The sequence below is a fragment of the Neobacillus sp. KR4-4 genome, assembly GCF_042136325.1.
Classification (GTDB): domain Bacteria; phylum Bacillota; class Bacilli; order Bacillales; family Cytobacillaceae; genus Neobacillus.
In genome coordinates, this window is sequence record NZ_JBHHJU010000013.1 from 1 (window position 1) to 24,472 (window position 24,472).

The window sequence follows — 24,472 nt, forward strand, 5'->3', positions numbered from 1 at the left end:
GCGAAGACTCCTGCGGGAGTACGGGACAGGGGAGACCCCGCAGGCGCTGAAAGCGCCGAGGAGGCTCCCCGAACCGCCCGCGGAAAGCGAAGCCGCCTGGAACGGAAATCAACAGACTAGTTTAATGTAGCCAAACAAAAAAGACTGTCAATTTAAAACCCGAAATCCTTCGGATTTGTCGACAGTCTGAACTGCAGACTATTGTCTGCAGTTTTTTGATTACAGCCCTACTTACTTTAATAAAATAGATAGGAATGGGTATATATATTGAAGTATATGAATTTGTGAGGTGTGTTGATAAGTGGAGAATTATCGAATTGAAAAGGATACGCTCGGTGAGGTTCGTGTGCCTCTTGAGAAATATTGGGGTGCGCAAACACAACGGAGCAAGGAGAATTTTAAAATTGGCTCAGAAAAGATGCCGTTGGAATTAATATATGGCTTGGTTTTTATTAAAAAAGCAGCAGCCAAAGTAAATTTCCAATTAGGAAAACTAAGTGAAAATAAAATGAAGGCGATTCAAAAAGTATGTGATTCTATTCTTGCAGGAGATATGGATGAACATTTCCCATTAGTGGTCTGGCAGACGGGTAGTGGGACTCAATCCAACATGAATGTAAATGAAGTGATAGCCAACAGGGCAAATGAATATTTAAAGGACCTAGGTGTTGGGCATGAAAAAATCCATCCAAATGATGATGTCAATATGTCGCAAAGCTCTAACGATACCTTCCCAACAGCCATGCATATTGCTGCATATCAAAAAATCGTAGAAGAACTTCTTCCGGCAATATCAGAACTTAAACATACACTCCTCCAAAAGGAAAAGGATTTCTCTAAAATCATTAAAATCGGAAGAACACATTTACAGGATGCAACACCACTGACACTGGGACAAGAGATTAGCGGGTGGAGGTGGATGCTAGAGAAATGTGAAAAGATGATAAAAGAGGCAAGCCAATATCTGCTTGATTTGGCGATTGGAGGAACGGCAGTTGGAACAGGAATCAACGCACCCCCATTATTTGGTGACATGGTGGCTGAGCAAATTTCTATATTTACAGGATATCCATTTCGGTCCTCAGAAAATAAATTTCATGCTTTAACCAGTCACGATGAGATTGTGCATGTACATGGTGCACTTAAAGCTTTGGCTGCTGATTTAATGAAAATTGCTAATGATGTCCGCTGGCTTGCAAGCGGACCACGCAGTGGGATTGGTGAACTTAGCATTCCTGCGAATGAGCCCGGAAGTTCCATTATGCCAGGTAAGGTCAACCCAACCCAAAGTGAGGCCTTGACAATGATAACGTGTCAGGTTTTTGGAAATGATGCCGCTATTGCTTTTGCAGCGAGTCAAGGGAATTTCGAGTTAAATGTCTTTAAACCAATTATTATTAATAATTTTATCCAATCGGTTAGACTTCTTTCAGATGGTATAAGATCCTTTAATAAAAATTGTGCTGTAGGTCTTCAGGCTAATGAAGAGATTCTTAAAGAACATTTGAATCGCTCATTGATGCTTGTTACAGCATTAAACCCTCATATTGGCTATGAAAAGGCAGCGGAAATTGCCAAATTAGCTTTCAAAGAAAATGGTTCCTTAAAGGAAGCAGCAATAAAATTAGGTCATCTTACGGAAGAACAGTTTTCCCAATGGGTTAAACCAGAAAATATGATATAAAATTGAAAGCCCCTTCCAAGTGGAAGGGGCTTAGCCATAATATTTATTTGTATTTACTCAGATTACTAAATATTAGCGTTGGAATCCGCCAAGTTGAGACTCAGCCATTGCTACTAGACGTTTTGTAATTTCTCCACCAACAGATCCGTTGGCACGTGAAGTAGTGTCTGCACCAAGATTTACACCAAATTCTGAAGCAATTTCATACTTCATTTGACTAAGAGCTTGCTCGACACCTGGTACTAGAAGTTGATTAGAGTTGTTGTTACTTGCCATAGTTGAATAACACTCCTCTTAATAAATTTGGGGTCAGTATGGAGTTGAACCATAATGGAGATTAAACCATCGCCGCCTAGGCCTAACCCATGTTATCAATAATACTTTGATAAACTTTCTACAAATTGGAGATACATTCATAAAACTTTTGTTTTGGCTGGATGAGTCGGACTTGCACCGGCTAATACCCTTCTTGGTTTCATCCATCGTGTTGTTGAATGGTTGCTTGCTTTGTAATACTTATTATGATTAAAACAGAAAGACTTATTCGGGAAATTAATTGGTAATTTATTCCGTTACATAGGGCATGTAAGTTAACACAAACTAAGGTTATCAAATAAACAAAAGGGTGAATGGAATGTCTGAATGCCCAGTATGTAATGGTTTTCGTGAGGCCTATTTATTATGTACAAATTGCGGTGAACCTATGATGGAAAGTGGTCGTCTAATGGATTTTTATGATGATTATAGTCCATATATGGAGATAGACCTAATGAAGATGGAAGATGGATATCCTGATACAAATTCAGGTCATAAGTGCCCCCATGTGTATCGATGTCCTGCTTGTCATCTAGAGGAAGTATTTTTTATAAAAGAATAAGCCTCGCTACCAAGCGAGGCTTACTTGTCCATATTCTCTGAATCCAGATGAAGCGCCCAGCGGGGCTTCCACTTTATATATTACGGGCGGATTCTTGATTCTGTTTCTTCATCAAAGAAATGTGCCTTATTCATATCAAATGCTAGTTCTAATGAATCGCCAGGATGAATATCTCCACGAGAGTCAACGCGGGCTACGAAATCTTGGCCGCCAATGCTGGAATAGATCATTAATTCTGCCCCAGTTAACTCGGCAACATCTACTTGAGCTTTAATTTTTGATCCAGCCGATGCATCAATGAAAACTGGCTCATCATGAATATCTTCTGGTCGTGTACCTAGGATGATTGATTTTCCAACATATCCTTGCTCGCGCAGATATTTCATTTTTCCTTCTGGAACAGCAAGCGAAGAATTTCCAATGACGAATTTTCCATCCTCTAGTTTTCCGGTAAAGAAATTCATCGCAGGGGATCCGATAAAGCCGCCAACAAAAACATTTTCTGGCTTTTCATAAACTTCTTTAGGTGAACCAACTTGCTGAATGATTCCATCTTTCATAACGACAAGACGTGTTGCCATTGTCATCGCTTCAGTCTGGTCATGTGTTACATAGATTGTAGTAGTATCTAAGCGGCGGTGAAGTTTAGCAATTTCTGCACGCATTTGAACACGAAGCTTTGCATCAAGGTTTGATAATGGTTCATCCATTAAGAATACTTTTGCATCACGTACAATCGCACGGCCTAATGCTACACGCTGGCGTTGTCCACCTGAAAGTGCCTTAGGTTTACGAGTTAAGTAAGCTTCTAAACCAAGAATTTTTGCTGCGTCTTTTACACGGCGATCAATTTCATCTTTTGGAAATTTGCGAAGTTTTAAGCCAAACGCCATGTTATCATAAACAGTCATATGTGGATAAAGGGCATAGTTTTGGAAAACCATCGCGATATCACGATCTTTTGGAGCTACATCGTTTACTCTTTTACCATCAATGTAGAAATCACCTTTAGAAATATCTTCAAGACCAGCAATCATTCGAAGTGTAGTAGATTTCCCGCACCCTGATGGTCCAACAAACACGATAAATTCCTTATCTTCAATATGTAAATTGAAGTCTTGTACAGCTGTTACTTTATTATCATAAATTTTATAAATATGATCTAATTTTAACTCAGCCATTGTAATTCCTCCCTTTATCTTGTTAGTAATAGTTTACAAGCAGCAGAAGAAAATAGGTATGGACAGACTGCACAAAGAATGAAAACGCTTTTTTGGGCACTTTGTTACCTTTTTTGACTTTGTTCAAATAGAAGACAAGCTAAAAAGACTGTAAAGGCCCCGTAAAAATCCTTTAATTGGATTCCAGACTTATCAATAAATTTATCAATTCGATACTGGAGTGTATTTCGGTGGATGTATAACTTTTTTGCCGTTAAACTGGCATTTAAATTATTTTCAAGAAAAACTTTAATGGTCGAATACATCTCAGGCTCATCATTAAAAACTTCGAATATTCCTTGATGGATCTTTGGTTTCAAATCCATCGGCAAGTGATATGCCACATATGCAGGAAGAACCCGTTCATATGTAAAAATATTCATAAGGGAGACAAGATTGATCAGGCCAAAGGAAAAAAATTCTTTCTCAAGCAGGAACTTTGACCGAAGTTGGTCGTGAAAAGAATTAAACTTTCCAACAAAAAAAGCGATTTTGACATAAAAGTCACTTTCTAAAGTTTCTGACATAGAAATCAATTCTTCTTCCGTAAGTGAGACTATTGTGGCCTCTTCAATAATAATTCCTCGTCTTTTGTTCTCCCAGATGATTATAACTCCTTCAGTAAAGAATCCCTTTAATGCGGACTCAATCTCAAATTGATTCGTATCATCTCCGTTAATCTGAAATTGAATGAACCTAAGGTTTGTCTCAGCATGATAAGAAGGGGGAGGACCATCCTCTAATAAATACGCATCCCATCCTTGGGTAACAGAACTTTGGACACTTGATGGATTCTCAACTAATTGATAAATCGTCTGAAGGAGGGTTAATTCCTTTTCAGTTACCTCAGATTTTGGAATGCCAATCCATTCTTTTTCCATCTCGCTGAAAAATACATACAACTGTTCTGAATGAGTAATTGGTTGATCGGGAAACAAAATGGAATTTTCATAAATAGACAATAATTTTCTTAGCATTTTTGATTTCCCCATTTTAAAGTTTTTTAGTGACATCTAACATTATATCAGTAGTTACTTAACCTAATAAATAATAAAGGCTAGCCAAGGTTAATTCGGCTAGCCTTTATTATGGTTGTTGGTATCAATCGCATTCATAGGGCGGTTGTTCTTCTTGAAGGTCACGGGCTTCTTCGATATTAGTTGACTCCTGGCGGGAATGCACTGACCCGCCGGACATTCCTTCGTTAATCATTCGGTCAACATCCATAAACACTTTATCTCTGCCCTCATATGCAGATCCTGCATCCGTACCCATGCTTTTTCCTTTGTCCATCCTTATCATTCCTTTCCCAAAACTATATTTAGTTTTGCGGAAAAGACAAGTTTTCATGCACGATGGTCATTCAAAATATCGATTATTCATATACATGGTAAAGCATTAGTTCATGGATTTGGCTTGATAATGCCTCAATCTCATCCTGTTCAGGCACATTTGTAGTCCATTCTATTTTCCCTGTTTGGTGATAAATTCCCGTCACCCGCTGCTTTTTATGATAAAAGGAAAAATTCCAGCCGGGTATATTTTTGTTTTCAAATAATGGTTTTAATTGAAAGTGCAAGATCATCGCGAAATCCTCCCTTTAATATTCTTACCTATAGCTTAACTGGTTTGGGAGAATATTTAAATATGAATTTTCTGTCAGTTTTTATAATTGGAGAGTTGGAGGAAAATGCGGCAAAGTTGTTCGATTTTCTTTTCCTCAATTTCCTCTTCATCAAATCTCATTGGTTTGGAATTTACCTCGTAAATATAGTACTGGCCAGTCATACTTACTCCCGCATCAATTGAAAACTCTCCGAAATAGCCAAATCGATCGGACAGTGCCGTTCCGATTTCAGGAACAATTGCTTCAATAAAACGATCATGCTCCTTAGTTTGTAAATTTTCATAGGGCAGGAGTCTGCCTCCGGCTGGAATATGGGTTGTAATATCCTGTGTCTGTGATTGCCGAATTCCAACTCCTGTTACAGTGTAACCACTGTCTGCTCCGTGGGCGAGGATACGAAAATCGAAGCGATTCCCCTTGTACTTGGCTGATTTTATTTCCTCTTGTGCTAAGTAATTTTTTGCCAACAATGCCACACCGTGTTTATCCCAAAAATGATCAAAGGATTTAAAAAGTTCATGCTGGTGTATCCCGTCTAATTGAAGTCCAGTAGCACTAGTTAGCTTTAAGCGGAAAATTCCTTTTCCTTTGGAGGATTGGGAAGGTTTTAAATAAATGCTCTTATGCTTCTTTTGAAATATGAATAAGTCCATTTTTCCGCGGATAGGGATGGTTTCTGGCAGGAACGTTTTCAGGGATGGATGTTTTTTAAACACCTCATAGAGCTCAAATTTATCAATAAAACATGGATTGAAATATGGGATATTCTTCTCCTTTAAAATAGAAAAAAATTGTTGACATTCTTCGTTTTGTTCTGCCTTTCGGAAGGGGATCCGGTTATATACAATGTCGGGGTAGCGAAATTTTTCTTTTATCCAGTGATTTTGTTCAGGTAAAAAGGTATAGCCTGTTATATGGTTTATACCTGCATCCTCTGGTATAAAAACAAAGCTTATTCCTTTGTGTGAAATAAGCTTTTTTTGTAATGCAATAAAAAGCGGGCCATTACCGGCGATAGAACCATCCGCTTTTCTTGATGTCATAATTCCAACCAGAGGGCCTGGATAATTGGTCCTCATTGGATTAACTCCACTGGATGTAGTAAGGATTGTTCGGTAAGAAAGACGGCAAATGCCATTGATAATTTTCGTGTTAGCAAATCAAATTCCTCTAATTCAGGATGAGTAAAGATGGTTCTTCCAGGCTTGGAATTTGCTTCGAAGAGCCAAACTTCTCCATTTCGATCGATACCTAAATCAAATCCAATCTCACCAATTATTCCTTCTACATGCCGATCGATTGAGCCGCTTAAAAGCAATGCGGCGTTGGAAAGTTTCTTTGTATATAGTGAACTTTCCTCGTTGGAAAAAATCTCTTCCATTGTCTTAATATCTCCACCGCTTCTTGAATGGGTGGTTACGCTGCCAGGTCCTGCTATCTTCGCTGCAATCGCAGATACATGCCAATTTCCCATATCATCTTTATTGGTGTGGACTCTAAAATCAATAGAGCGGGATTCGGTGCGGATTAAATTAATCCCTTGTTGTACTAGCATTTTTTCAAGAGATTGATTTGCAAATACGTTTCCCATCAAGCTTTCTAAACTCGAGAATTTTCTCAGACGGTTTACATTGCTTTTATCTTGGTATCGACAATAATAATCATCGGTGTGTTTGTCGTAAATAATTTGGTGAACCCCTAAGCCGAGACTGCCATTCTTAGGTTTAATAAAAACATGACCATAGGTTGAAAGCATCGTTTCGATAGATGAGAAGGATGTAAATGGTAATGTATCTGGAAGGAGATTAGACACGGTTTCATCTTGAATAAGTCTTTCATGAATTTCGAGTTTGTTGAAAAATCCAGGATTATACCAAGGGATAAGGTACTCTTTTTGCAATCGCTCTTTCACTTTTATTAATCTTGGGTTATTTTCACTTCTTCGATTTGGAAGTCGATCATAAATAACATTCGGAAAGGGAATATCAACCGTTTCCCAACCGTTATTATGATAAAAATAACCTTCAATGCATCCAAGATCCCAATTAATATGCTGTTCTCCAAACACAAATGGTAAGGCGCCCACCATTTTATTAACCGATAGTAGTTTTGAGAAAAACTGGGTTCGATCGCCAATCGGTTCAAATGGCAGGGAAGTAAATCCTGCTGTAAAAATACCTATAAGTGGACCGATAATTAGACTTTGGTTAGATAAGAAAACATGAAGTGGAATGTTGAAACTTGGAAATTGAAGTGCTTTTTGAATTTCCCGGCTGATTGAAATCCGATCATCTTGATCAGGATGTGGGATAAAATCAACTTCTATTGATCTTGAACCAAAGGCAATTCGTGATAACTCTTTTTCTCTTAGTATTGCAGGAGGACAGAAAACTACTAATTGATCATTTTGAGCAATTTCAATGAGATAATGTTTTCTCATAATAGCTCTTCCTTTCTTTTAAATCCATTTGACTTATCTGCTTCCCATAAAGCAAAGGGGCAAGGGTTAATGTCTCCTTTACGTTTGGTTGTGTATGAAGGATGACCTTTCTACCGGGCTTCGAATTGATATCCAGAATCCAAATAGATTCATCTTTTGCAATTCCGATATCGATGCCGATTTCAAATAATGGTAAAAAAGCATTTTCAAGTATAGGTGGAAGATTAGAAAGAATGTACTCTAATTCCTGATGGATGTATTCCTTTTTTGCAGGTAAAAAAGAGGCTGCCCAATCCAAATAAGGAACAATTGAACCACCAGCACTTAAATTGGAAAGGATTCCCCCGGTACTTCCGACTCGAACCCCTCTGCCCATTTCTCCCCATTTTCCCTCGATCCCTTTCTGTAAGAGGATCCTAATGTCAAATGGCTTCAGGTCATCATTTGATAATTCTAAATACGGCTGCATTAGGTAGGGACGTTTGTTAATTAGTGGTTGCAGCCATTTATTAAGTTTGGTTTCATTTGGGAATATTCTTGAGATAATATTCTTGTTTTTTTCTGTTTTAACATGAAAGGATTTGTTGTTTTTTTTCAAATAGTAAATACCATTTCCTTGAGAGCCATTAATTGGCTTTAAAATTATTCTTTTCTTGGATATTAATTCATTTAACACGATGTTAGTACTAGAAACTGCCTGAGTTGGGGGCAAATAAGCTGATAAAACTGTACTTTTTAATACCTCATAGAGTTCCAGTTTATTAGGAAGTCCATATCCTAAAAAGGTTATATCTGGTCTGTTCTTGAGCCAAGATACAATCGGAATGCACTGCTTGGAGTAGTCATCATCCCCGTAAAAACAACGATCATAGATAATAGTTGGAATAGGAAACTCCTTATCTACCCAGGATTTTGTTTGTGAAATGAATTTTTTTCCTTTTACTTTTAATGTAAGTGGATTTATATTGGCGGGGGAGAAGCGATAGCATTCTATCCCACAGGGTTCTGCAAGGTTTGCTATGTCGTTGATATAGGACTGCTCACTGTCAAAACGTATGGTCATTATTCCAAAGGCAATCAAATCACGAGTCCTCCTTTATAAAAGTCGTATCGAATGCAAGCAGTGTACAAAATTGAATAAGTGCTTTCGCAGATGGTCTAATTTTTCCTAATCCATCTTCAAAGTTTTTCGAGGGTTTAGAGTTTACCTCAATAATCCACGGCTTTCCGTTTTGGTCTATGCCAATATCGATGCCAAGTTCACCTGTTATTCCTGTTTGTGAGTTACTAATAGTCGACGCTGTTTCCACTGCTAATTCTTTCATATGTGTAAGCACCTCTAAAGCGTTCTTGGGTCCAAGACAAGTTCGCAGAACCTCTAAGGGTCTAAGCATCTTTCCACCTCTGGCAATATTTGAAACGAACTCATCTTTTGCAGCTATCCTTGCCACAATTGAGGTAACTTGCCAATGGTTGTTCAGATTTTTGTGACATAGTACCCGAAAGTCCATGGAACATGAGTCATACGCCAATAATTCAATACCTTGTTGAATAATATAAAAACGATTATGGAGAATAGGCTTGATTAGGTTGTGTATTTCGTCTAAGGAGTATTGATGGCTAGAGTTGTCGTTAAGTGTTGCAATCGAGGTTTGTAAAGTGCAGCGGTTATTATCTTCTTTTTTTAACTTGATAATATTTCTTCCTTGGCTGCCATGAACCGGCTTTATAAAAACTGTTTCACATTCGTCGGTAAGTTCATACAGATGCTCTTTTGTGTAAATTTTTGTTTTAGGTAAGAAGTGCAGGAGGTGTTTTTCTTGAAATATTTGATTATATACTTCCCATTTTGATAGGAAACGTTCATTAAACAAAGGAATCATCATGGTTTCAAGTCTTTTACGAAATTGTTTAAATGGGACAGATTGTTCAAGTTTACGGGAATGGATACGATTGTAAATCACATCCGGTATTGGATGCTCAAACGATCTCCATTTTCCATTGATAAGATAATAACCTTGATTTAAAAATTCCTCATATGAAAAAACATAAAAAAAGCCGCCTATTTCAGTAATTCCATGATGTAGTTCCTCGCAAAAAGCATGAATAGTACGAAAATGTGGTTCTTCTTGTTTAGTGGAGGGGAAATCTGTTACTAGTCCAATCACAGGTCCGAGTTCGAGTGTTAGAAGTTCATCCCGATAGATGGCTTGAAATTTATAACTCTGGGTGGGCAGGCAAAAATTCTTGAGAATATTTTCAGGAATAAGGATCAAATTTTTAGGGTCCAGGTCTACTGGTTGGATTGCAGTTTGGATCGACTTTTTCCCTAACTTAATATTTAATTGAAGTTTCTTATTTAATCCCAAACTAGTAAACAAGTGGGTGGATATTTTTACTATGCTGTCATTCTTATTTTTAGGTGTTCTTGCTTTTATGGTAACCTGAGTTAATGGAAAAGGCATAGACATTCCCCGATTTCTATCTATATTGGAACCATTTTTTCCTTATGGGCATTAGTTGATATAGTAATGTATGTAACACTATTCGAGATGGTGATTTTAACATTCTCGCATTTTGGTGAATAGTTTGTTATAGTTGATTCGGATTGAAAAGCGTGAATAAAAAGGAGTGGATACCAATGGCAGTTAATCTATATGATTCCGCCTATGCGTTAGAAACAGCTATTCGTCAAAGTGATGAATACACACAACTACAGCAAGCTTATAAAGAAGTGAACGCAGACCCAGCTGCAAAACAAATGTTTGATCAGTTTCGCAAAATCCAATTAGACTTGCAACAGAAACAGATGATGGGGCAGAATATCTCTGAACAAGAAATTGCGCAAGCACAATCAACTGTAGGACTAGTACAGCAAAATGAAAAAATTGCTAGGTTAATGCAAGCAGAACAACGGATGAGCATGGTTATTGGCGAGTTAAACAAAGTAATTATGAAGCCTCTTGAAGACCTATACGGAAAAATGTAAATTGAAATACGAGCCTACGGTATTAACCGAAGGCTTTTTCTTTTTTAGCTCTGTTCTACAAATGCCTAAAAAATCATAAAAGTGTTATAAAGGCTATTTCACCAAGAACAGGGGGCAACGGAATGATTTATCGCTTGCTTGCTTTAAATATTGATGGCACACTTCTTCAAACAAATGGAAAAATCCATAAATCCACAAAAGAGGCTATTGATTATGTTCAGCAAAAGGGTATTTATGTCACGCTTGTCACATCGCGGAGCTTTCCTTCCACAAGAAAAGTAGCCAAAGCATTAAAAATAAAATCACCTCTCATTACCCATCAAGGTGCATTTATTGCAAGTTCTGAGGACAAACCAATCTATGTGAAAAGGATTGGTGAACAAATTACCTATGATACAGTCAGCTTTTTAGAGGCGCTGCCGTGTCAAATTCGTCTTGTCCACGAACAATTTTCATTAGCGAATAAATTAAAATTGAATAATAATTTGTTGGCAAAAACTGTTTTTACCTCAGGGGATCCTGTTTTTTATTCGCAGCAATTCGTGTCGTCACTAACAGAGTATCTACATGACCAGCCAGTGAGCCCTCCGAAGATAGAAGTTTATTTTGAAGAAGAAAGTGACCTTCAGGATGCGAAAAAAGCACTTCAAAAAATGTATACTGAGATTGAATTAATTCAACTAGATGCTTTACGTTTGGATATTGTCCCAACCGGTGTTTCAAAATTATCGGGTTTATCATACCTTGCAAGCCAATTAGGGATTCAAAGAAAAGAAATCGTCTATATTGGAGATGGGATTGATGATATTCCATTGCTTGAAGCTGCAGGCCTTGGTGTATCGATGTGGAATGCGGATTTTGAAGTGAAGAAAGCATCAGATTGGGTGACACGGTCACAGAACGAACAAGGTGTTGCCTATATGGTAAAAGAACACTTTAGAAAACAACAGCCAATTGAGTTTTTAAGAAGGATGAATATTATTAAAAAATAGCCCAAAAAAGATATCAACGGTGAATGGCCGTTGATGTCTTTTTTTGAATTAATGGGATAGAAAATTCACTATTTTTAAAAAACTTACCTATATTTATGTCCTCAATTCCATTTATAATGGAATTGATTGAATTGGAGGGAGGGTTTTCTCGTGTCGTTAAACTTTATAACAAATAAGGTGAATGTAAAAGTTACAGGGCGTATGGCGACAATAGAAATGAACAGACCTGAGTCATTAAATGCCATGGATACAGAAATGATTAGGGGGTTAGTATGTAAACTGAAGGAAATTAGCGAGTCGGATGAAATTGATATTGTCGTTCTAACGGGAAAAGGAAGAGGCTTTTCAGCAGGGGGCGATATTAAAACCATGTTTTCAAACTCGAGCGAAAGTGATTTCTATCCTGTAATGGACAGTATTAGTGAACTAATTGTTACTCTTTATAGCATGCCTAAACTTACTATAAGTGCTGTTACAGGTCCAGCTGCCGGCTTGGGGTTTAGCCTTGCGCTAGCAACTGACCATATTATTGCTGATAAAAATAGTAAGCTAGCAATGAATTTTATAGGGATTGGTCTGATTCCAGATGGCGGTGCTCATTTCTTCTTAGAGAAAAAGTTAGGAGAGACGAAAGCGAAACAACTAATCTGGGACGGGAAAATGATGGATGCTGATGAAGCGTTAAAGTTAGGATTAATTGAAGAAGTAGCGGCAGTCAATCTTCAGGAGACATTAGATGCTAGAATTTCAGATTGGTTACGGAGACCCGTTCAGGCGATGATTAAAACGAAAAAGATTTTAGCTGATATGAATCGTCCTTACTTATTAAAAATCTTAGAATTAGAAAAACATTCACAGCAAAAAATGCGAGAAACCATTGATCACCAAGAAGGAATAAGGGCATTTATCGAAAAAAGACCACCCAGATTTATTGGTAAATAAACAAAGAAGCCCGCGGCTTCTTTGCTTTTTTTTGATATCCTTTTCCTGTTTATAGCGCTTTCATTATTAAGAATGAAAGAGTAATAGCTTACCGCTTGGTGAGGAGCATCGATGTGTACGTTCTAATAAGTTTTTTTCTGCTAACAATTTTTGGCCTAATTCTTTTGCCTCATCATCATGTTCAGCCTGGAAGGATTCATCTAAAATTTTTTCCCCATTGCTTTCAAAAGCAGTTAATTTATACGTTTTCATATCAACAACCCCTTAAAAGAATCATGTTATTAATCTATTTTCACATAATTACTAAAATTGCGCAAAAAATAAATGAAACCAAAATTTGTTAAATTCGTATGTAAGAGGGAGAGGAGTGTGTGAAATGGTTCTGAAACTTGAACATGTCAGGAAACGATTCGGGAATTTTACAGCTGTGAATGACTTGTCTTTAGTGATTCCTGAAAAAGAAATGTTTGGCTTTTTAGGGGCTAATGGTGCAGGGAAAACAACGACCTTCCGAATGATCTTAGGATTACTGGACACTAGCGGTGGTAAGATTACTTGGGACGGGAAACCGATTGACTATTCCACCAGTCATTTGGTTGGCTATCTTCCTGAAGAAAGAGGTTTGTATCCGAAATTAAAGGTTCGTGACCAAATCGTCTATTTAGCCAGATTAAGAGGAATGCAAAAATCTCAGGCACTTTCGGAATTAAAATCATGGCTTGAACGATTCAAAATTCCTGAATATGAAAATAAAAAAGTTGAGGAGCTTTCCAAAGGTAATCAACAGAAAATACAATTCATTGCTGCCGTCGTACATAAACCTAAATTACTAATATTGGATGAGCCATTTAGCGGTCTTGACCCAGTAAATGTGGAAATGCTAAAGGAGGCTGTGCTATCTCTGAAAGAGGATGGGGCGACTATCGTTTTCTCAAGCCATAGAATGGAACATGTCGAGGAAATGTGTGAACATCTTTGTATCTTGCACAAAGGAAGCCCAGTCGTCCATGGTTCATTAAAAGAAATCAAGCGTTCCTTTGGGAAAAAGAACCTTGTGATCCATGCCGATTTTCCATTAGATTTCTTGAAAAATTATCCTGGAGTCGTAAGGTCAAAACCAACTATGGAAGGAATTCACCTGCAAATTGAAGGAGAGTACATAGCTGAAAAAATACTTAAGGAAATTGTCAGCCAAGGGTTTATCCGGAAGTTTGCCCTGGAAGAACCATCATTAAATGATATTTTTATAGAAAAAGTAGGTGATTCATATGAATAGTTTTTGGATTATTTTGTTCCACACCTATATTAATAAAATAAAAACAAAATCCTTCATCATCACAACCCTTTTAACAATCGTTATTGTCTTGGTCTTAACCAACCTAACTAATATCATTGCTATCTTCGATAAAAATGATGGGAAAGAAAATGTGGCTGTGCTTGATGAAACAGGTCAACTTTTTGATCCATTCAATAAACAAGTTAGGGCAATTAATAAAGATATTAACTTGACAATTTTCCAGGGCAGTGAAGCAGAGGCAGAAAAAGCAGTTGAAAAAGGAACTTACCAAGGAATTGTTCTTCTTGGTTTAAATGATGAAAGACTTCCGATAGCTACTTATAAGGCCAAGAGTATTGCTGATTCATCCCTGTTTACTGATCTTCAAACGAGTCTTCAGCAAGTAAAAACCATGCTGGCGGCTTCACAAATTCAATTGACTCCTGTTCAGCTCGAAAAGCTCTATGAACCAGTGTCTTTTAAGAAAATTGCTCTTGAGAAGAATGCAAAAACGGAAGAGGAACTGAATCAGGCACGCGGTCTGGTTTATGTCTTGCTCTTTATCATCTATTTTTCAGTAATAATGTACGCTAATATGATTGCGATGGAAGTAGCAACAGAAAAGTCGTCTAGAGTGATGGAAATTTTAATTTCAAGTGTTTCTCCAATTAAACAGATGTTTGCAAAAATAATTGGAATCGGTTTATTAAGTCTGACACAGCTCGCTGTATTTCTGTCCGTAGGTTATTTCTCTCTAAAACAAAATATGGAAACCTTAAAAGAAGGATTTTTCGGTGTTTATGGTTTTGATAATATCCCTTTGGGAACGATTATTTACGCGGTTGTTTTCTTTATTCTTGGCTATTTTCTTTATGCCACACTTGCCGCATTTCTCGGCTCACTTGTCAGCAGAATTGAAGATGTTCAACAAATGATTACACCAATGACTATGCTTGTTGTCGCTGGGTTTATGATTGCTATGTTTGGCTTAGGAAAGCCGGATGCTCCGTTCATAACGGTGACCTCTTTCATCCCGTTCTTTACACCAATGATTATGTTTCTGCGGGTAGGAATGTTGACCATTCCAGTCTGGGAAGCAATTGCAGGAATTGCTATCTTAGTCGCAACGATTGTTTTCTTAGCTATATTTGGCGCTCGAGTATATCGGGGTGGTGTTTTAATGTATGGACAATCCAATTCCTTTAAAGATATAAAAAAAGCATTACAGCTGACAAAGAACGAATAAGGCAGGAAAAGACGGTGTCCCAAAAGTATAATTTTTAGGGGCACCCCTTTTTTTATCGTTTTTATATTTGTCTGTTGATTTGCCCCCTGTTGATTGGAGTGGAGGGCACCGACTCCTGCGGGATAGAGAGGTCACGGAGACCCCGCAGGCGCCAAAGCGCCGAGGAGGCTCCAGGACCTCCCCGCGGAAAGCGAGTGCCCGGAACGGAAATCAACAGGTCCATTAGCAGAAACAATCAATTAACTATACCCCCTCCTCGACAATCTTAGTATTTACCAAGCGGTAAATGCTTTTTTTTTCAATAAATAACTGACAAGAACGTGCATTCGTATTTCTGCGGTGCTACAATGAAGAAAAGAAGTGGAAAGGAATGTCTTATGAAAAGAATATCATTCATTCATGCAGCGGACCTGCACTTGGACAGCCCGATGGTCGGATTAAAGTACTTGCCACAAGACATCTTTACCCGAGTTAAAGAGAGCACCTTTGCGGCTTTAAAAAAGGTTACGGAGGCTGCAATTCTTCATCAGGTCGACTTTGTGATTCTAGCAGGCGATTTATTCGACGGTGAAGATCGCAGCCTTCGGGCACAGTCTCGGTTTCGGACAGAGATGCTTAAGTTGGCAGAAAACGGGATTCAAGTTTATGTCATCCACGGCAATCACGACCATTTAAATGGATCATGGGTACATCTTAATATGCCCGCAAATGTTCATGTGTTTAATAGTGAGGTTGAATCAAAAGTTTTACAGACAAAGAATGGTGCGATCGTCCATCTGTATGGTTTCAGTTATCCAACAAGGCATGTCTATGATAGAAAAATAGATGATTATCGGAAGAAAGATGGCGCCGATTTTCATATTGGGATACTTCATGGAAATGAAAGCGGAGGGGCTGAACATGATAACTATGCGCCTTTCTCAGTTAGTGATTTACATAAGAAAGAATTTGATTACTGGGCTTTAGGTCATATTCATAAACGTGCTGTCCTATCAGAATCTCCGCCGATTATTTATCCAGGTAATATTCAAGGCAGGAATAAGAAAGAAACAGGTATGAAAGGTATTTATCATGTAACATTGACTGATCTTGATAAGAAGATAAATTTTATAGAAACGGCCGATATTATTTGGGAAGAAACAGTAGTAGATGCTTCTGCAGCTGAAAACTTCCTTGATGTATTACAATTATGCCAAACAACCATCAATAGTTTTCGGAGGGAACAAAAAGGAACGTTATTATCACTTTCCTTGAAAAATATTGTACTAGCAGATGAGCGTGAACAAAGAAGCTTGAATGGTGAGCTGTTAGAACTCCTATTAGAGAATGAAAAAGAAGAGGACTCCTTTGTATGGATTGTTGACTTAACTGTTATAGAAGGGCAGCAAATAGATAAGGAACAGTTGAAAAGAGACGCAAACTTTTATGCTGAACTGTTTGAAACAATTGAAAACTACACGGATATAGATCAAGCCTTAGCACCCTTATTGGAGCATCAATTAGGGAGAAAGTATATCAGTCAGTTATCAACTGCCGATCAAAAAGAGCTAATCAATAAAGCAGAGAAATTGCTGCTCGAGTTACTCTATCAATCATAGAGAAAGGAATGAGGATAGTTGAAAATTCTCGAAATGCATATCTATGGGTTTGGCCAATTAGAGAATGTAGAAATTACCGACCTTCATGATTTTCAAGTTTTCTATGGAGAAAATGAAGCTGGGAAGTCCACAATTATGGCCTTTATCCATGCAATTATTTTTGGCTTCCCTACAAAACAGCAAACAACCGAACTCCGTTACGAGCCAAAATACAGTACTAAATATGGTGGTAAAATCCGAATTTTCCATGAAAAGCATGGCGGTGCTGTAATCGAACGCGTAAAGGGAAAGGCTGCAGGTGATGTAAAGGTCTATATGGACAATGGCAGGATGGGCGGTGAAGAACTTCTTAAGGAATTAATAGCAAACTTTGATAAAAGCCTATTTCAATCTATTTTTTCATTTAATTTGCAGGGGTTACAAAATATTCATCAGATGAAAAGTGAAGAGATTGGTAAATTCTTGTTTTCCGCGGGGACATTAGGGACAGAAAGGTTATCAAAAACAGAAACTGTTCTGCAGAAGGAGCTCGATGCACGATTTAAGCCATCAGGGAAGAAACCCTTATTGAATGAAAGGTTACAGGCACTACATGAAATAAATAAAGAATTGAAAGCAGCAGAATCCAAAAATAGAAATTATACAAACTTAGTAGAAAAGAAAGAAATGCTCGAAAAGGAAATGAAGGCAGTAAACCAATCGTTGCAGGAAATTAAAGAGAAAATAGAAAAACTTAACGAATGGAAAAGAATCGAATCCATTGTCAAAGATGAAAGGCTGACAAAGAAAGAGCTGAATGAATTAGGAGATGTTGAATTCCCTGTACGTGGGATTGAGAGAATCGAAAAGATAAATGAACTCATCCACCCCTATAAGGCTGAGATTAATAGTATTTCCGAAAGAATTGAAAATTTGAGAGAGGAAGCGGAGAGGAGTCAACCCAATCAATCGTTTCTTAAACAGGAGCCTGCTATCTTAGCTTTACTAGATCAAGTTCCTCTCTACGACCAATTAAAGCAGGAAAGACTTCAATATGAAACAAAACTTATAGCCTTTGAAGAAGAGTTGTCGATTACTAGGGAAAAACTTCATTTACATATTGATGAAGAAGAGATCTTAGCTCTAAATACAAATATTTATATGAAAAACCAAGTTGAAGTGGTATCACAGAAAATCCAAAAGCTAAAAGAAGTGAAGGAAGAGTTAGAAAATCAGTATCAGGAAGAAAAAGGCAGATTAGAGGAAATCGAAAAAGAGGTCCGGTCTTTAGAGAGACAGGTTCTTACAAAACAGGAACGGCTGGCACTAGAAGAGAAGGTAAAGTCGAGAAATGATAAAGAGAGCATAGAAAAGGAAATAAGAAACTTAGGTGACAAAATAGACTTTTATCAACAGTTTAATGAACGTGATAAAGCCGAAGCTGAAAGAGAAGGGAAGCAAAAGAATCTTCAGTATGTACTTTTTGAGGTTATTTTAATTGCCATAACAGTTTATGGGGTGGCTACAAAGCAGTGGTTTTTATTTACGATCGGGATTCTCGGTTGTATATTACTACTCATCCTGATGACAAAAAAGAAGAACCTGCCGAAAGGGGCAGAGCTAAATCAAACATTAAATGAGTTAATAGAAAAGAAAGAACAGTTAGAGCGAAAACTGCAATCAGCCCAATATATTGAAATCTCAAAGCTAGAAGAGCAATTAGCCTTGGATAATCAGAGGAGAGCAGAGCTTCAGATCGTAAAAATCAAGTTGAAACATCAACATTCTCAATATGAAAAGATCATTGCCAAATTTGAACAATGGGAGTTGGAGTCAGCCCAAACAAATGAAAAGCTTGCTTCCATTAGTCGTTCACTAAGAATACCTGAGTATATTGCGGAGGCCTTTTTACTAGAAGCTTACAAACTAATTGAACAGTTTAAGGTGATTAGTAGAGAGAAAAAACAATATCATTTAAGACTTCAACAAATAGAGCAGCAACAGGAAAAAATAGAAAATGGTTTGAACCATTTTTCAAATCTCTATCTAAATGATAAGGGGCTGGACCTGTATAACGGAGCCTATTTGCTTCGCAATAAATTAAAGGAAGAGCATGCTAAGCAAATCATGAGTCAAGAGAGAAATGTGAAACTTAGCGACTTCGAAGCCGATTTAAGGCAAAAAGTACAGGCAGTTAATCATCTCCAAACAGAATTTAATAACCTTATCTCATCAGCAAAAGTAGATACAGAGCAACAATTTTACGAACTTGGTGCAAAAGCAGAAAAACATGGTCAACTGTTAGAAAAACTCAAATCACTGCAGAGTCAACTCCAATACTCAATACTCTCAGATGTAGAGAGAGAAACTTTTCTCCAAATGCGTCAAAGCACAGAATTAGTGGCTGAATGTAATCAGCAGGTTCATAATTGGGAAGCTAAACTAAAGGAACTTCAAGAAGAGCAGGCTTCCATTAAATACGAGATACAAATATTAGAAGAAGGCGGTGTGTATTCAGATATCCTCCATCACTATAAGCAGAAAAAATTTGAATTAGAAGAGGCAGCAAAAGAGTGGTCAGTCTACTGTGTAGCGCAACAGATCCTCTCCAATACGATTGAAAAGTATAAGAACATACATTTACCAAGAATGATTTCAAAAGCGGAAGAATATCTGTTGTTTCTCACAGATGGAAACTACCAAAGAATCCATTTACAAAGTTCTGGTTCAGGCTTCTTAGTTGAGCGAAAGGATCATACCATATTTGAAGCAAATGAACTAAGTCAAGCAACAACCGAACAATTATACGTTGCCATTCGGCTTGCCTTTGCCGTCACAGTATATGAAAAATATCAGTTTCCAATTATTATCGATGATAGTTTTGTTAATTTCGATGCGAAAAGAACGGAAAAGGTGTTAGAACTTCTTAAAGGGATGAAAAGAAATCAACTATTATTTTTTACTTGCCATAAGCATTTGCTGACCTATTTTCAAAGGGAAAATGTTCTTTTTTTAGAAAAAGGTGCTGTTCAGATAATTTCATAGAGTAATATTAGGATATGTTATACTCTTACTAGTAGGAAGGACGTGAAAAAGATGGGTAAAGGAATATTAAAGCATGAAATTGGAGAGCAAGTAGAATTATTTCTACTAATAAAAAATACAACAAAAGGGATTGCAAGCAACGGCAAACCTTTTTTAACACTGATTCTTCAGGATAAAAGCGGGGAAATTGAAGCGAAGCTTTGGGACGTCAATGAAGAGGATGGAAAGAGTTATGCACCACAAAGTATTGTAAAAATAATGGGAGAACTACAAAATTATCGGGGGAAAAGTCAATTGAAAATTCGTCAAATCCGACGAACAGGTCCATCTGACGGCGTAAAGTTGGATGACTTTTTGGAGACAGCCCCAATAAGCCAAGAAGAAATGGCTGGCAAACTCACACAGTACATTTTTGATATGAAAAATCCCAATATCCAAAGAATAACACGCCATTTAATTAAAAAGCATCAGAAGGCTTTTTTAGAGTTTCCTGCCGCAACAAAAAATCATCATGAGTTTGTATCAGGACTTGCCTTTCATGTAGTTAGTATGCTTGATTTGGCTAAATCAATTGCCAGCCTTTATCCGAGTCTTGATAAAGACTTGCTCTATGCAGGGGTTATATTGCACGATATGGGGAAAGTATTAGAACTCTCAGGTCCGATTTCAACGGTATATACCATAGAAGGAAATTTACTTGGGCATATTACGATTATGGTTAACGAAATCGGTAAAGCGGCGGAAGAACTAGGTATTTCTGGTGAAGAAGTACTAATTCTTCAACACCTTGTACTGAGTCATCATGGAAAAGCAGAATGGGGAAGTCCAAAACCACCGATGATTAAAGAAGCAGAAATCCTCCATTATATTGATAATCTTGATGCGAAAATGAATATGCTGGACCGTGCCTTGGAAAGAGTGAAGCCAGGTGAATTTACAGAAAGAATTTTTGCGTTGGAGAATCGTTCCTTTTATAAACCGGTGTTTCATAAGTAAAATAACCTCAACTCGAGGTTATTTTTTTTGTAACAGCTCATAATTTCCTATTATCTGAATATGATTTAGTAAAAGTGGACAACCACTATGAAAGGAGCAAGATAAATTGACTATTCCTATTTGGGTATATGCAGTTGTGGTTGGTATTGTAATAAGTGCACTAATGGCGATAAAAACGGGGAGAGAAGAGCGGCAATTAGAGATGGAAAACATTGAATTGGAAGGCGAAATCTATATGAAGCGCCTTGAACGAGAGAAAGAAAAACGAGAAGAAATTGGAGCAACAGGAGAATAAAAGAGCGGAAGCGCCTTTATTGGCGTTTCCGCTTTTTTCTGTTTATTGTGCAGCAGCCTCTGTTCCAGTTTGAGGATTAAGCGCATCCTTTAAGTCCTTGTCGCTAACTTTAACATCTGCAGCTTTAAGTTCACGCTGCATCGCTTTATTAATTTCTTCTGTAGTTAATTTTGAAGTTTTTACTTGAGTCTCGATTTCGCTCTTCATTTCAGCAAATGGTTTCTTCTCTTTTTTGTCAGTTACTTGGATGATATGATAGCCAAATTGTGACTTAACTGGACCGCTAATTTCATTTACTTTTAGAGCATATGCTGCTTTTTCAAAGTCAGGATCCATCTTCCCAGTACCAAACCAGCCTAAATCACCGCCGTTTGCCTTAGAACCTTCATCTGTTGAATATTTTTTTGCAACATCTTCAAATTTTTCTCCCTTATCAAGCTTGCTCTTTACTTCTTTTGCTGTTTTTTCATCGGCAACCAGAATGTGACGAGCTTTAATCTCTGGCTGGTACGTATCATAGTAATCCTTTAATTCCTTTTCAGTTACCTTAACGCCTTTTAGAGCAGCTTTTTCCTGCATCATGCCTAACTTCATTGTTTTCTTCAAATCATCTTCGCTTTTATAGCCATATTGTGCAAGGGTAGTTTCAAAATTTGCACCTAGATCTGTTTTCAATTGATCAATTTTTGCATTTAATTCCTTATCTGTTACCTTGTATTTCTTAGAAAGAACTTTTTCATATACTAGTTGCTGAAGGGCCTGATCACCATATTTATCCTTCATTGTATTATAGAGTTCTTCTTGTGTAACGTTACCCACTTTGCTCTCTGCCACTGTATCAGAACCACTTTGGTTACATGCACTTAATGCAAGTACTCCGCCTGCTAATGTAAGGGCTAATATCAATTTTTTCATGATGAAATCTCTCCTAAACAGTATATTCTTGTCCACAAACTCTACTATAACATAAATGGTAACTACTGCAAAAATAATAACTATGTTTATTTTTTGAAATTTTCCACAAAAGGGTAAATGGAACTTTTCAAAAAAAAATGGGAAGTGCCTAAACGAAATGACCACTCGTTGAATAGTATATCCTAGAAAATGAAAAAGGAGGTATTACGATGAGCCATGGATATGGAGCGGGCTTTGCTCTAATTGTAGTACTTTTCATACTATTAATTATTGTTGGAGCTTCTTGGTTTTAAAAAACACAATTAGTCATTAATGAATGGAGGTAAATATATGTCTGGTGGAGCAGGTTACGGTGGAGGATTTGCTTTAGTGGTAGTTCTATTCATCTTATTAATCATCATCGGAGCTTCTTGGGTTTATTAATAAAGTTACAAACTAAAAGCGATGAGAAATACTCTCATCGCTTCTATGTGTTAATATCCTTTTTCGCTTGGCGTTCTAATTGGATTATGCATATAAAATTTCTATGTATGATGATATCAGAAGAATCGTAATGAGGATATTAATGGTACGAAATACCTTATGTTGGTTTTCTTCAGGAATTTCCTTTTGCATACAAAGTGAATTGGTCATTTTATTTACATAAAACAAGATGAAAATAGCGAAGACAATAAAAATGGAGATCATCAATGATTCCCTCCCTGATGTTCGTGTTATGTTTAATACAATATCAAAAATTACAAAAAAAAGATAGTCATAAAGAATGGAAGAGTTTAGGCTTCTAAAGGGTATCGGGAACCTAATTTATTTTGAAGGAAATCCAAAAAATATTCCGTGTTTTAAGTAAAAATGGTTTACCCCATCTTTTAAAAGGTTAATAATAAATATATATAATGTAAAAGTTCTGAAAAGAGGCCTAATGGATGACTGAAAATGAATTGATGGACAAAATAAACCTTCTTGAATATCATCAAAAGCTACTATTAAAGTTACTCAACAATCCAAAGCTCGAATTATATAAACTTATAATTGAAAACGGAATAACAGAACAGGAAGCAGGACAATTTTTTTCTTTATGTGAGAAAATGAACTTAAAATTAGAAGAACAAAAAGCGGAAGGGTACGTAAACTTCCATCCGCTTTTTCATGAATTATCATTATCATTACCGTCAACCCTAAAGATAAAAGACGTTATCCATGCCTGTTTAAAACAACAGATTTGCCTGTCCCTTTTTCAAGAGTTGGAAAAATACTTATAAGACTGATTAAACCAACTCTTGCTTAGGATTTTGTAATTTTTTTAGCTTTCCATCTTCTTCAACGAAGCGGCTTTCAATATTATGAAAAGACCGCTCGAAGATTTCCATAAAATCTTCACCATAAATATTACGGACGATTGCCATCATTTCAACAATCTCTGGAAACTTTCCATATAATTCACGAAGGGGCAAAGCACCAGAAAAAACAGCATTGCCATTTGGCTCATATGTTTCCATTAGTTGGTGTAAGATATTTTCTCCAGCTTCAGTAAGTTGAATATACGTATTGCGTTTATCATTTTCCTTTTTGGAAAACTGTAGCAAACCTCGTTCTTCTAACTTTTTCGAAAAATTAAATGCTGTTGAAACGTGCATGACCCCAAACTTAGCCACATCCGAAATGGAAGCACCGTTTAAGTGATAGGCAATCCATAAAATGTGATGTTCGTTAATATTTAAATCAAAAGGCTTAATCCATTGCTGCCAGTCTTTCTCAATCGCTTTCCACAAGGCTTTACTTAGTTGAGCAACTCTTTGAGTAAAAATCATCGCTTCCTTCATTGAATATTGTTTCTCAGTCATCCCCATTTTCACCTACTTTTATATTTCTCTATTTTCATTATGCCAATAAAATAAAAATTAATAAAGAAAAAATTCACAAATTTTTAAAAAATTAGAATAATAATCTATTGAAATTTTTTAAAAAGTGAAATTGATTCTACTAAATAATAACAACATTTAGACAATTGAATTTAAAAAAACTTGTGGATCTCCCTAATTACATTTAGTCCTGCTCATACGAATGGACGGGTAAACAGATAAATAGTTACAACGTTTAGTCGAACTTTTGAAACAAAATAGGGGGACAAGGAAGATGAAAATTGCTGCCATTATTTTTTTTATCTTTAGTGCTATCCTTTTATTGGGTGCTATTAAATATTTAATCGAACTAACAAGACCAGGTGTTTATCCACCTAAACAAATTTTAAGAAAAAAAGTTGCTGCATTATGTGGAGGTGGAGGGATTTTTCTATTAATTGCTGTATTAATCTCTAAACTTATATAGAGGTATATTAAGAAAAGAACCCCGCT

General features: G+C 36.9%; 28 protein-coding genes. 15 read left to right on the plus strand and 13 right to left on the minus strand.

The features are described from left to right. Nucleotides 1-301 precede the first annotated feature (301 nt). Nucleotides 302-1,684: a class II fumarate hydratase gene (gene fumC, locus ACE198_RS14495; protein WP_375376033.1), complete on the plus strand. Its 1,383-nt coding sequence runs from the start codon at nt 302-304 to the stop codon at nt 1,682-1,684. A gap of 72 nt (nt 1,685-1,756) precedes the next feature. On the opposite strand, the gene ACE198_RS14500 is transcribed toward fumC, so the two are convergent. Next, complete coding sequence (locus ACE198_RS14500) at nt 1,757-1,960, minus strand: alpha/beta-type small acid-soluble spore protein (RefSeq protein ID WP_026566044.1); 204 nt, start codon at nt 1,958-1,960, stop codon at nt 1,757-1,759. 358 nt (nt 1,961-2,318) lie between these two features. Between ACE198_RS14500 and ACE198_RS14505 the strand changes: the two genes are divergently transcribed. Beyond that, complete coding sequence (locus ACE198_RS14505; RefSeq protein WP_026566045.1) at nt 2,319-2,561, plus strand: hypothetical protein; 243 nt, start codon at nt 2,319-2,321, stop codon at nt 2,559-2,561. An 80-nt stretch (nt 2,562-2,641) separates the two neighbouring features. On the opposite strand, the gene ACE198_RS14510 is transcribed toward ACE198_RS14505, so the two are convergent. From ACE198_RS14510 to ACE198_RS14545, 8 genes are all read right to left on the minus strand, one after another. Continuing rightward, on the minus strand, nt 2,642-3,742 hold the full coding sequence (locus ACE198_RS14510) for an ABC transporter ATP-binding protein (protein WP_098572151.1): 1,101 nt from the start codon (nt 3,740-3,742) through the stop codon (nt 2,642-2,644). Nucleotides 3,743-3,846: 104 nt separating this feature from the next. Continuing rightward, nucleotides 3,847-4,758 (minus strand): helix-turn-helix domain-containing protein, encoded by a 912-nt coding sequence (locus ACE198_RS14515; RefSeq protein ID WP_251456589.1) that lies wholly within the window; start codon nt 4,756-4,758, stop codon nt 3,847-3,849. A gap of 124 nt (nt 4,759-4,882) precedes the next feature. Further along, nucleotides 4,883-5,074, minus strand: coding sequence for a hypothetical protein (locus ACE198_RS14520; protein ID WP_098572153.1), 192 nt, complete (start codon nt 5,072-5,074; stop codon nt 4,883-4,885). Between the two features lie 82 nt (nt 5,075-5,156). Continuing rightward, nucleotides 5,157-5,366, minus strand: coding sequence for a YheE family protein (locus ACE198_RS14525; protein ID WP_251456587.1), 210 nt, complete (start codon nt 5,364-5,366; stop codon nt 5,157-5,159). 74 nt (nt 5,367-5,440) lie between these two features. Then, complete coding sequence (locus ACE198_RS14530; RefSeq protein ID WP_375376034.1) at nt 5,441-6,487, minus strand: YheC/YheD family endospore coat-associated protein; 1,047 nt, start codon at nt 6,485-6,487, stop codon at nt 5,441-5,443. After that, on the minus strand, nt 6,484-7,848 hold the full coding sequence (locus tag ACE198_RS14535; protein ID WP_375376035.1) for a YheC/YheD family endospore coat-associated protein: 1,365 nt from the start codon (nt 7,846-7,848) through the stop codon (nt 6,484-6,486). Before ACE198_RS14535 ends, ACE198_RS14530 begins: the two co-directional genes overlap by 4 nt. Further along, nucleotides 7,826-8,929: a YheC/YheD family endospore coat-associated protein gene (locus tag ACE198_RS14540; RefSeq protein WP_251456581.1), complete on the minus strand. Its 1,104-nt coding sequence runs from the start codon at nt 8,927-8,929 to the stop codon at nt 7,826-7,828. Before ACE198_RS14540 ends, ACE198_RS14535 begins: the two co-directional genes overlap by 23 nt. Before the next feature lies 1 nt (nt 8,930). Continuing rightward, on the minus strand, nt 8,931-10,313 hold the full coding sequence (locus ACE198_RS14545; RefSeq protein ID WP_375376036.1) for a YheC/YheD family endospore coat-associated protein: 1,383 nt from the start codon (nt 10,311-10,313) through the stop codon (nt 8,931-8,933). Between the two features lie 176 nt (nt 10,314-10,489). Between ACE198_RS14545 and ACE198_RS14550 the strand changes: the two genes are divergently transcribed. From ACE198_RS14550 to ACE198_RS14560, 3 genes are all read left to right on the plus strand, one after another. After that, nucleotides 10,490-10,837: a YlbF/YmcA family competence regulator gene (locus tag ACE198_RS14550; RefSeq protein ID WP_098572159.1), complete on the plus strand. Its 348-nt coding sequence runs from the start codon at nt 10,490-10,492 to the stop codon at nt 10,835-10,837. Between the two features lie 122 nt (nt 10,838-10,959). Continuing rightward, entirely contained in the window at nt 10,960-11,829 is an 870-nt protein-coding gene (locus ACE198_RS14555; RefSeq protein WP_251456577.1) for a Cof-type HAD-IIB family hydrolase, read from the plus strand. Nucleotides 11,830-11,979: 150 nt separating this feature from the next. Then, a complete protein-coding gene (locus tag ACE198_RS14560) occupies nt 11,980-12,771 on the plus strand; it encodes an enoyl-CoA hydratase (RefSeq protein WP_251456575.1) in 792 nt (263 codons plus the stop codon). A 66-nt stretch (nt 12,772-12,837) separates the two neighbouring features. Here ACE198_RS14560 and ACE198_RS14565 read toward each other — a convergent pair whose 3' ends face one another. Beyond that, the gene (locus tag ACE198_RS14565; protein WP_251456573.1) at nt 12,838-13,023 is read right to left on the minus strand and encodes a YhzD family protein; all 186 of its coding nucleotides are present in this window, start codon (nt 13,021-13,023) and stop codon (nt 12,838-12,840) included. A gap of 124 nt (nt 13,024-13,147) precedes the next feature. Here ACE198_RS14565 and ACE198_RS14570 point away from each other — a divergent pair, with 124 nt between their 5' ends. The 6 genes from ACE198_RS14570 to ACE198_RS14595 all read left to right on the plus strand — a co-directional run bounded on the left by ACE198_RS14570 (nt 13,148) and on the right by ACE198_RS14595 (nt 21,206). Continuing rightward, the gene (locus ACE198_RS14570) at nt 13,148-14,047 is read left to right on the plus strand and encodes an ABC transporter ATP-binding protein (RefSeq protein WP_251456572.1); all 900 of its coding nucleotides are present in this window, start codon (nt 13,148-13,150) and stop codon (nt 14,045-14,047) included. After that, on the plus strand, nt 14,040-15,293 hold the full coding sequence (locus ACE198_RS14575; RefSeq protein ID WP_375376037.1) for an ABC transporter permease: 1,254 nt from the start codon (nt 14,040-14,042) through the stop codon (nt 15,291-15,293). The genes ACE198_RS14570 and ACE198_RS14575 overlap by 8 nt, the downstream gene beginning before the upstream one ends. Before the next feature lie 377 nt (nt 15,294-15,670). Then, complete coding sequence (locus ACE198_RS14580; RefSeq protein WP_375376038.1) at nt 15,671-16,891, plus strand: metallophosphoesterase family protein; 1,221 nt, start codon at nt 15,671-15,673, stop codon at nt 16,889-16,891. A gap of 18 nt (nt 16,892-16,909) precedes the next feature. Continuing rightward, a complete protein-coding gene (locus tag ACE198_RS14585; protein WP_375376039.1) occupies nt 16,910-19,915 on the plus strand; it encodes an AAA family ATPase in 3,006 nt (1,001 codons plus the stop codon). Nucleotides 19,916-19,966: 51 nt separating this feature from the next. Continuing rightward, on the plus strand, nt 19,967-20,911 hold the full coding sequence (gene yhaM, locus ACE198_RS14590) for a 3'-5' exoribonuclease YhaM (RefSeq protein WP_098572167.1): 945 nt from the start codon (nt 19,967-19,969) through the stop codon (nt 20,909-20,911). Nucleotides 20,912-21,017: 106 nt separating this feature from the next. After that, nucleotides 21,018-21,206 carry a sporulation YhaL family protein gene (locus tag ACE198_RS14595; protein ID WP_098572168.1) on the plus strand — a complete coding sequence of 63 codons (189 nt, stop codon included), beginning with the start codon at nt 21,018-21,020 and terminating at the stop codon, nt 21,204-21,206. 42 nt (nt 21,207-21,248) lie between these two features. On the opposite strand, the gene ACE198_RS14600 is transcribed toward ACE198_RS14595, so the two are convergent. Next, nucleotides 21,249-22,121 carry a peptidylprolyl isomerase gene (locus ACE198_RS14600; protein ID WP_251456568.1) on the minus strand — a complete coding sequence of 291 codons (873 nt, stop codon included), beginning with the start codon at nt 22,119-22,121 and terminating at the stop codon, nt 21,249-21,251. 209 nt (nt 22,122-22,330) lie between these two features. Between ACE198_RS14600 and ACE198_RS14605 the strand changes: the two genes are divergently transcribed. Both ACE198_RS14605 and ACE198_RS14610 read left to right on the plus strand, forming a co-directional pair. Then, a complete protein-coding gene (locus tag ACE198_RS14605) occupies nt 22,331-22,414 on the plus strand; it encodes a YjcZ family sporulation protein (protein WP_142332969.1) in 84 nt (27 codons plus the stop codon). 37 nt (nt 22,415-22,451) lie between these two features. Continuing rightward, the gene (locus tag ACE198_RS14610; protein ID WP_066251949.1) at nt 22,452-22,544 is read left to right on the plus strand and encodes a YjcZ family sporulation protein; all 93 of its coding nucleotides are present in this window, start codon (nt 22,452-22,454) and stop codon (nt 22,542-22,544) included. An 84-nt stretch (nt 22,545-22,628) separates the two neighbouring features. On the opposite strand, the gene ACE198_RS14615 is transcribed toward ACE198_RS14610, so the two are convergent. Beyond that, nucleotides 22,629-22,808, minus strand: a complete 180-nt coding sequence (locus tag ACE198_RS14615) for a hypothetical protein (protein ID WP_251456567.1) — start codon at nt 22,806-22,808, stop codon at nt 22,629-22,631. Between the two features lie 236 nt (nt 22,809-23,044). Here ACE198_RS14615 and ACE198_RS14620 point away from each other — a divergent pair, with 236 nt between their 5' ends. Beyond that, nucleotides 23,045-23,380, plus strand: a complete 336-nt coding sequence (locus ACE198_RS14620) for a DUF1878 family protein (protein WP_251456566.1) — start codon at nt 23,045-23,047, stop codon at nt 23,378-23,380. Between the two features lie 6 nt (nt 23,381-23,386). On the opposite strand, the gene ACE198_RS14625 is transcribed toward ACE198_RS14620, so the two are convergent. After that, on the minus strand, nt 23,387-23,968 hold the full coding sequence (locus ACE198_RS14625) for an HTH-type transcriptional regulator Hpr (RefSeq protein WP_251456564.1): 582 nt from the start codon (nt 23,966-23,968) through the stop codon (nt 23,387-23,389). 286 nt (nt 23,969-24,254) lie between these two features. Between ACE198_RS14625 and yhzF the strand changes: the two genes are divergently transcribed. Continuing rightward, nucleotides 24,255-24,446: a membrane protein YhzF gene (gene yhzF / locus ACE198_RS14630; RefSeq protein WP_098572174.1), complete on the plus strand. Its 192-nt coding sequence runs from the start codon at nt 24,255-24,257 to the stop codon at nt 24,444-24,446. Nucleotides 24,447-24,472 lie beyond the last annotated feature (26 nt).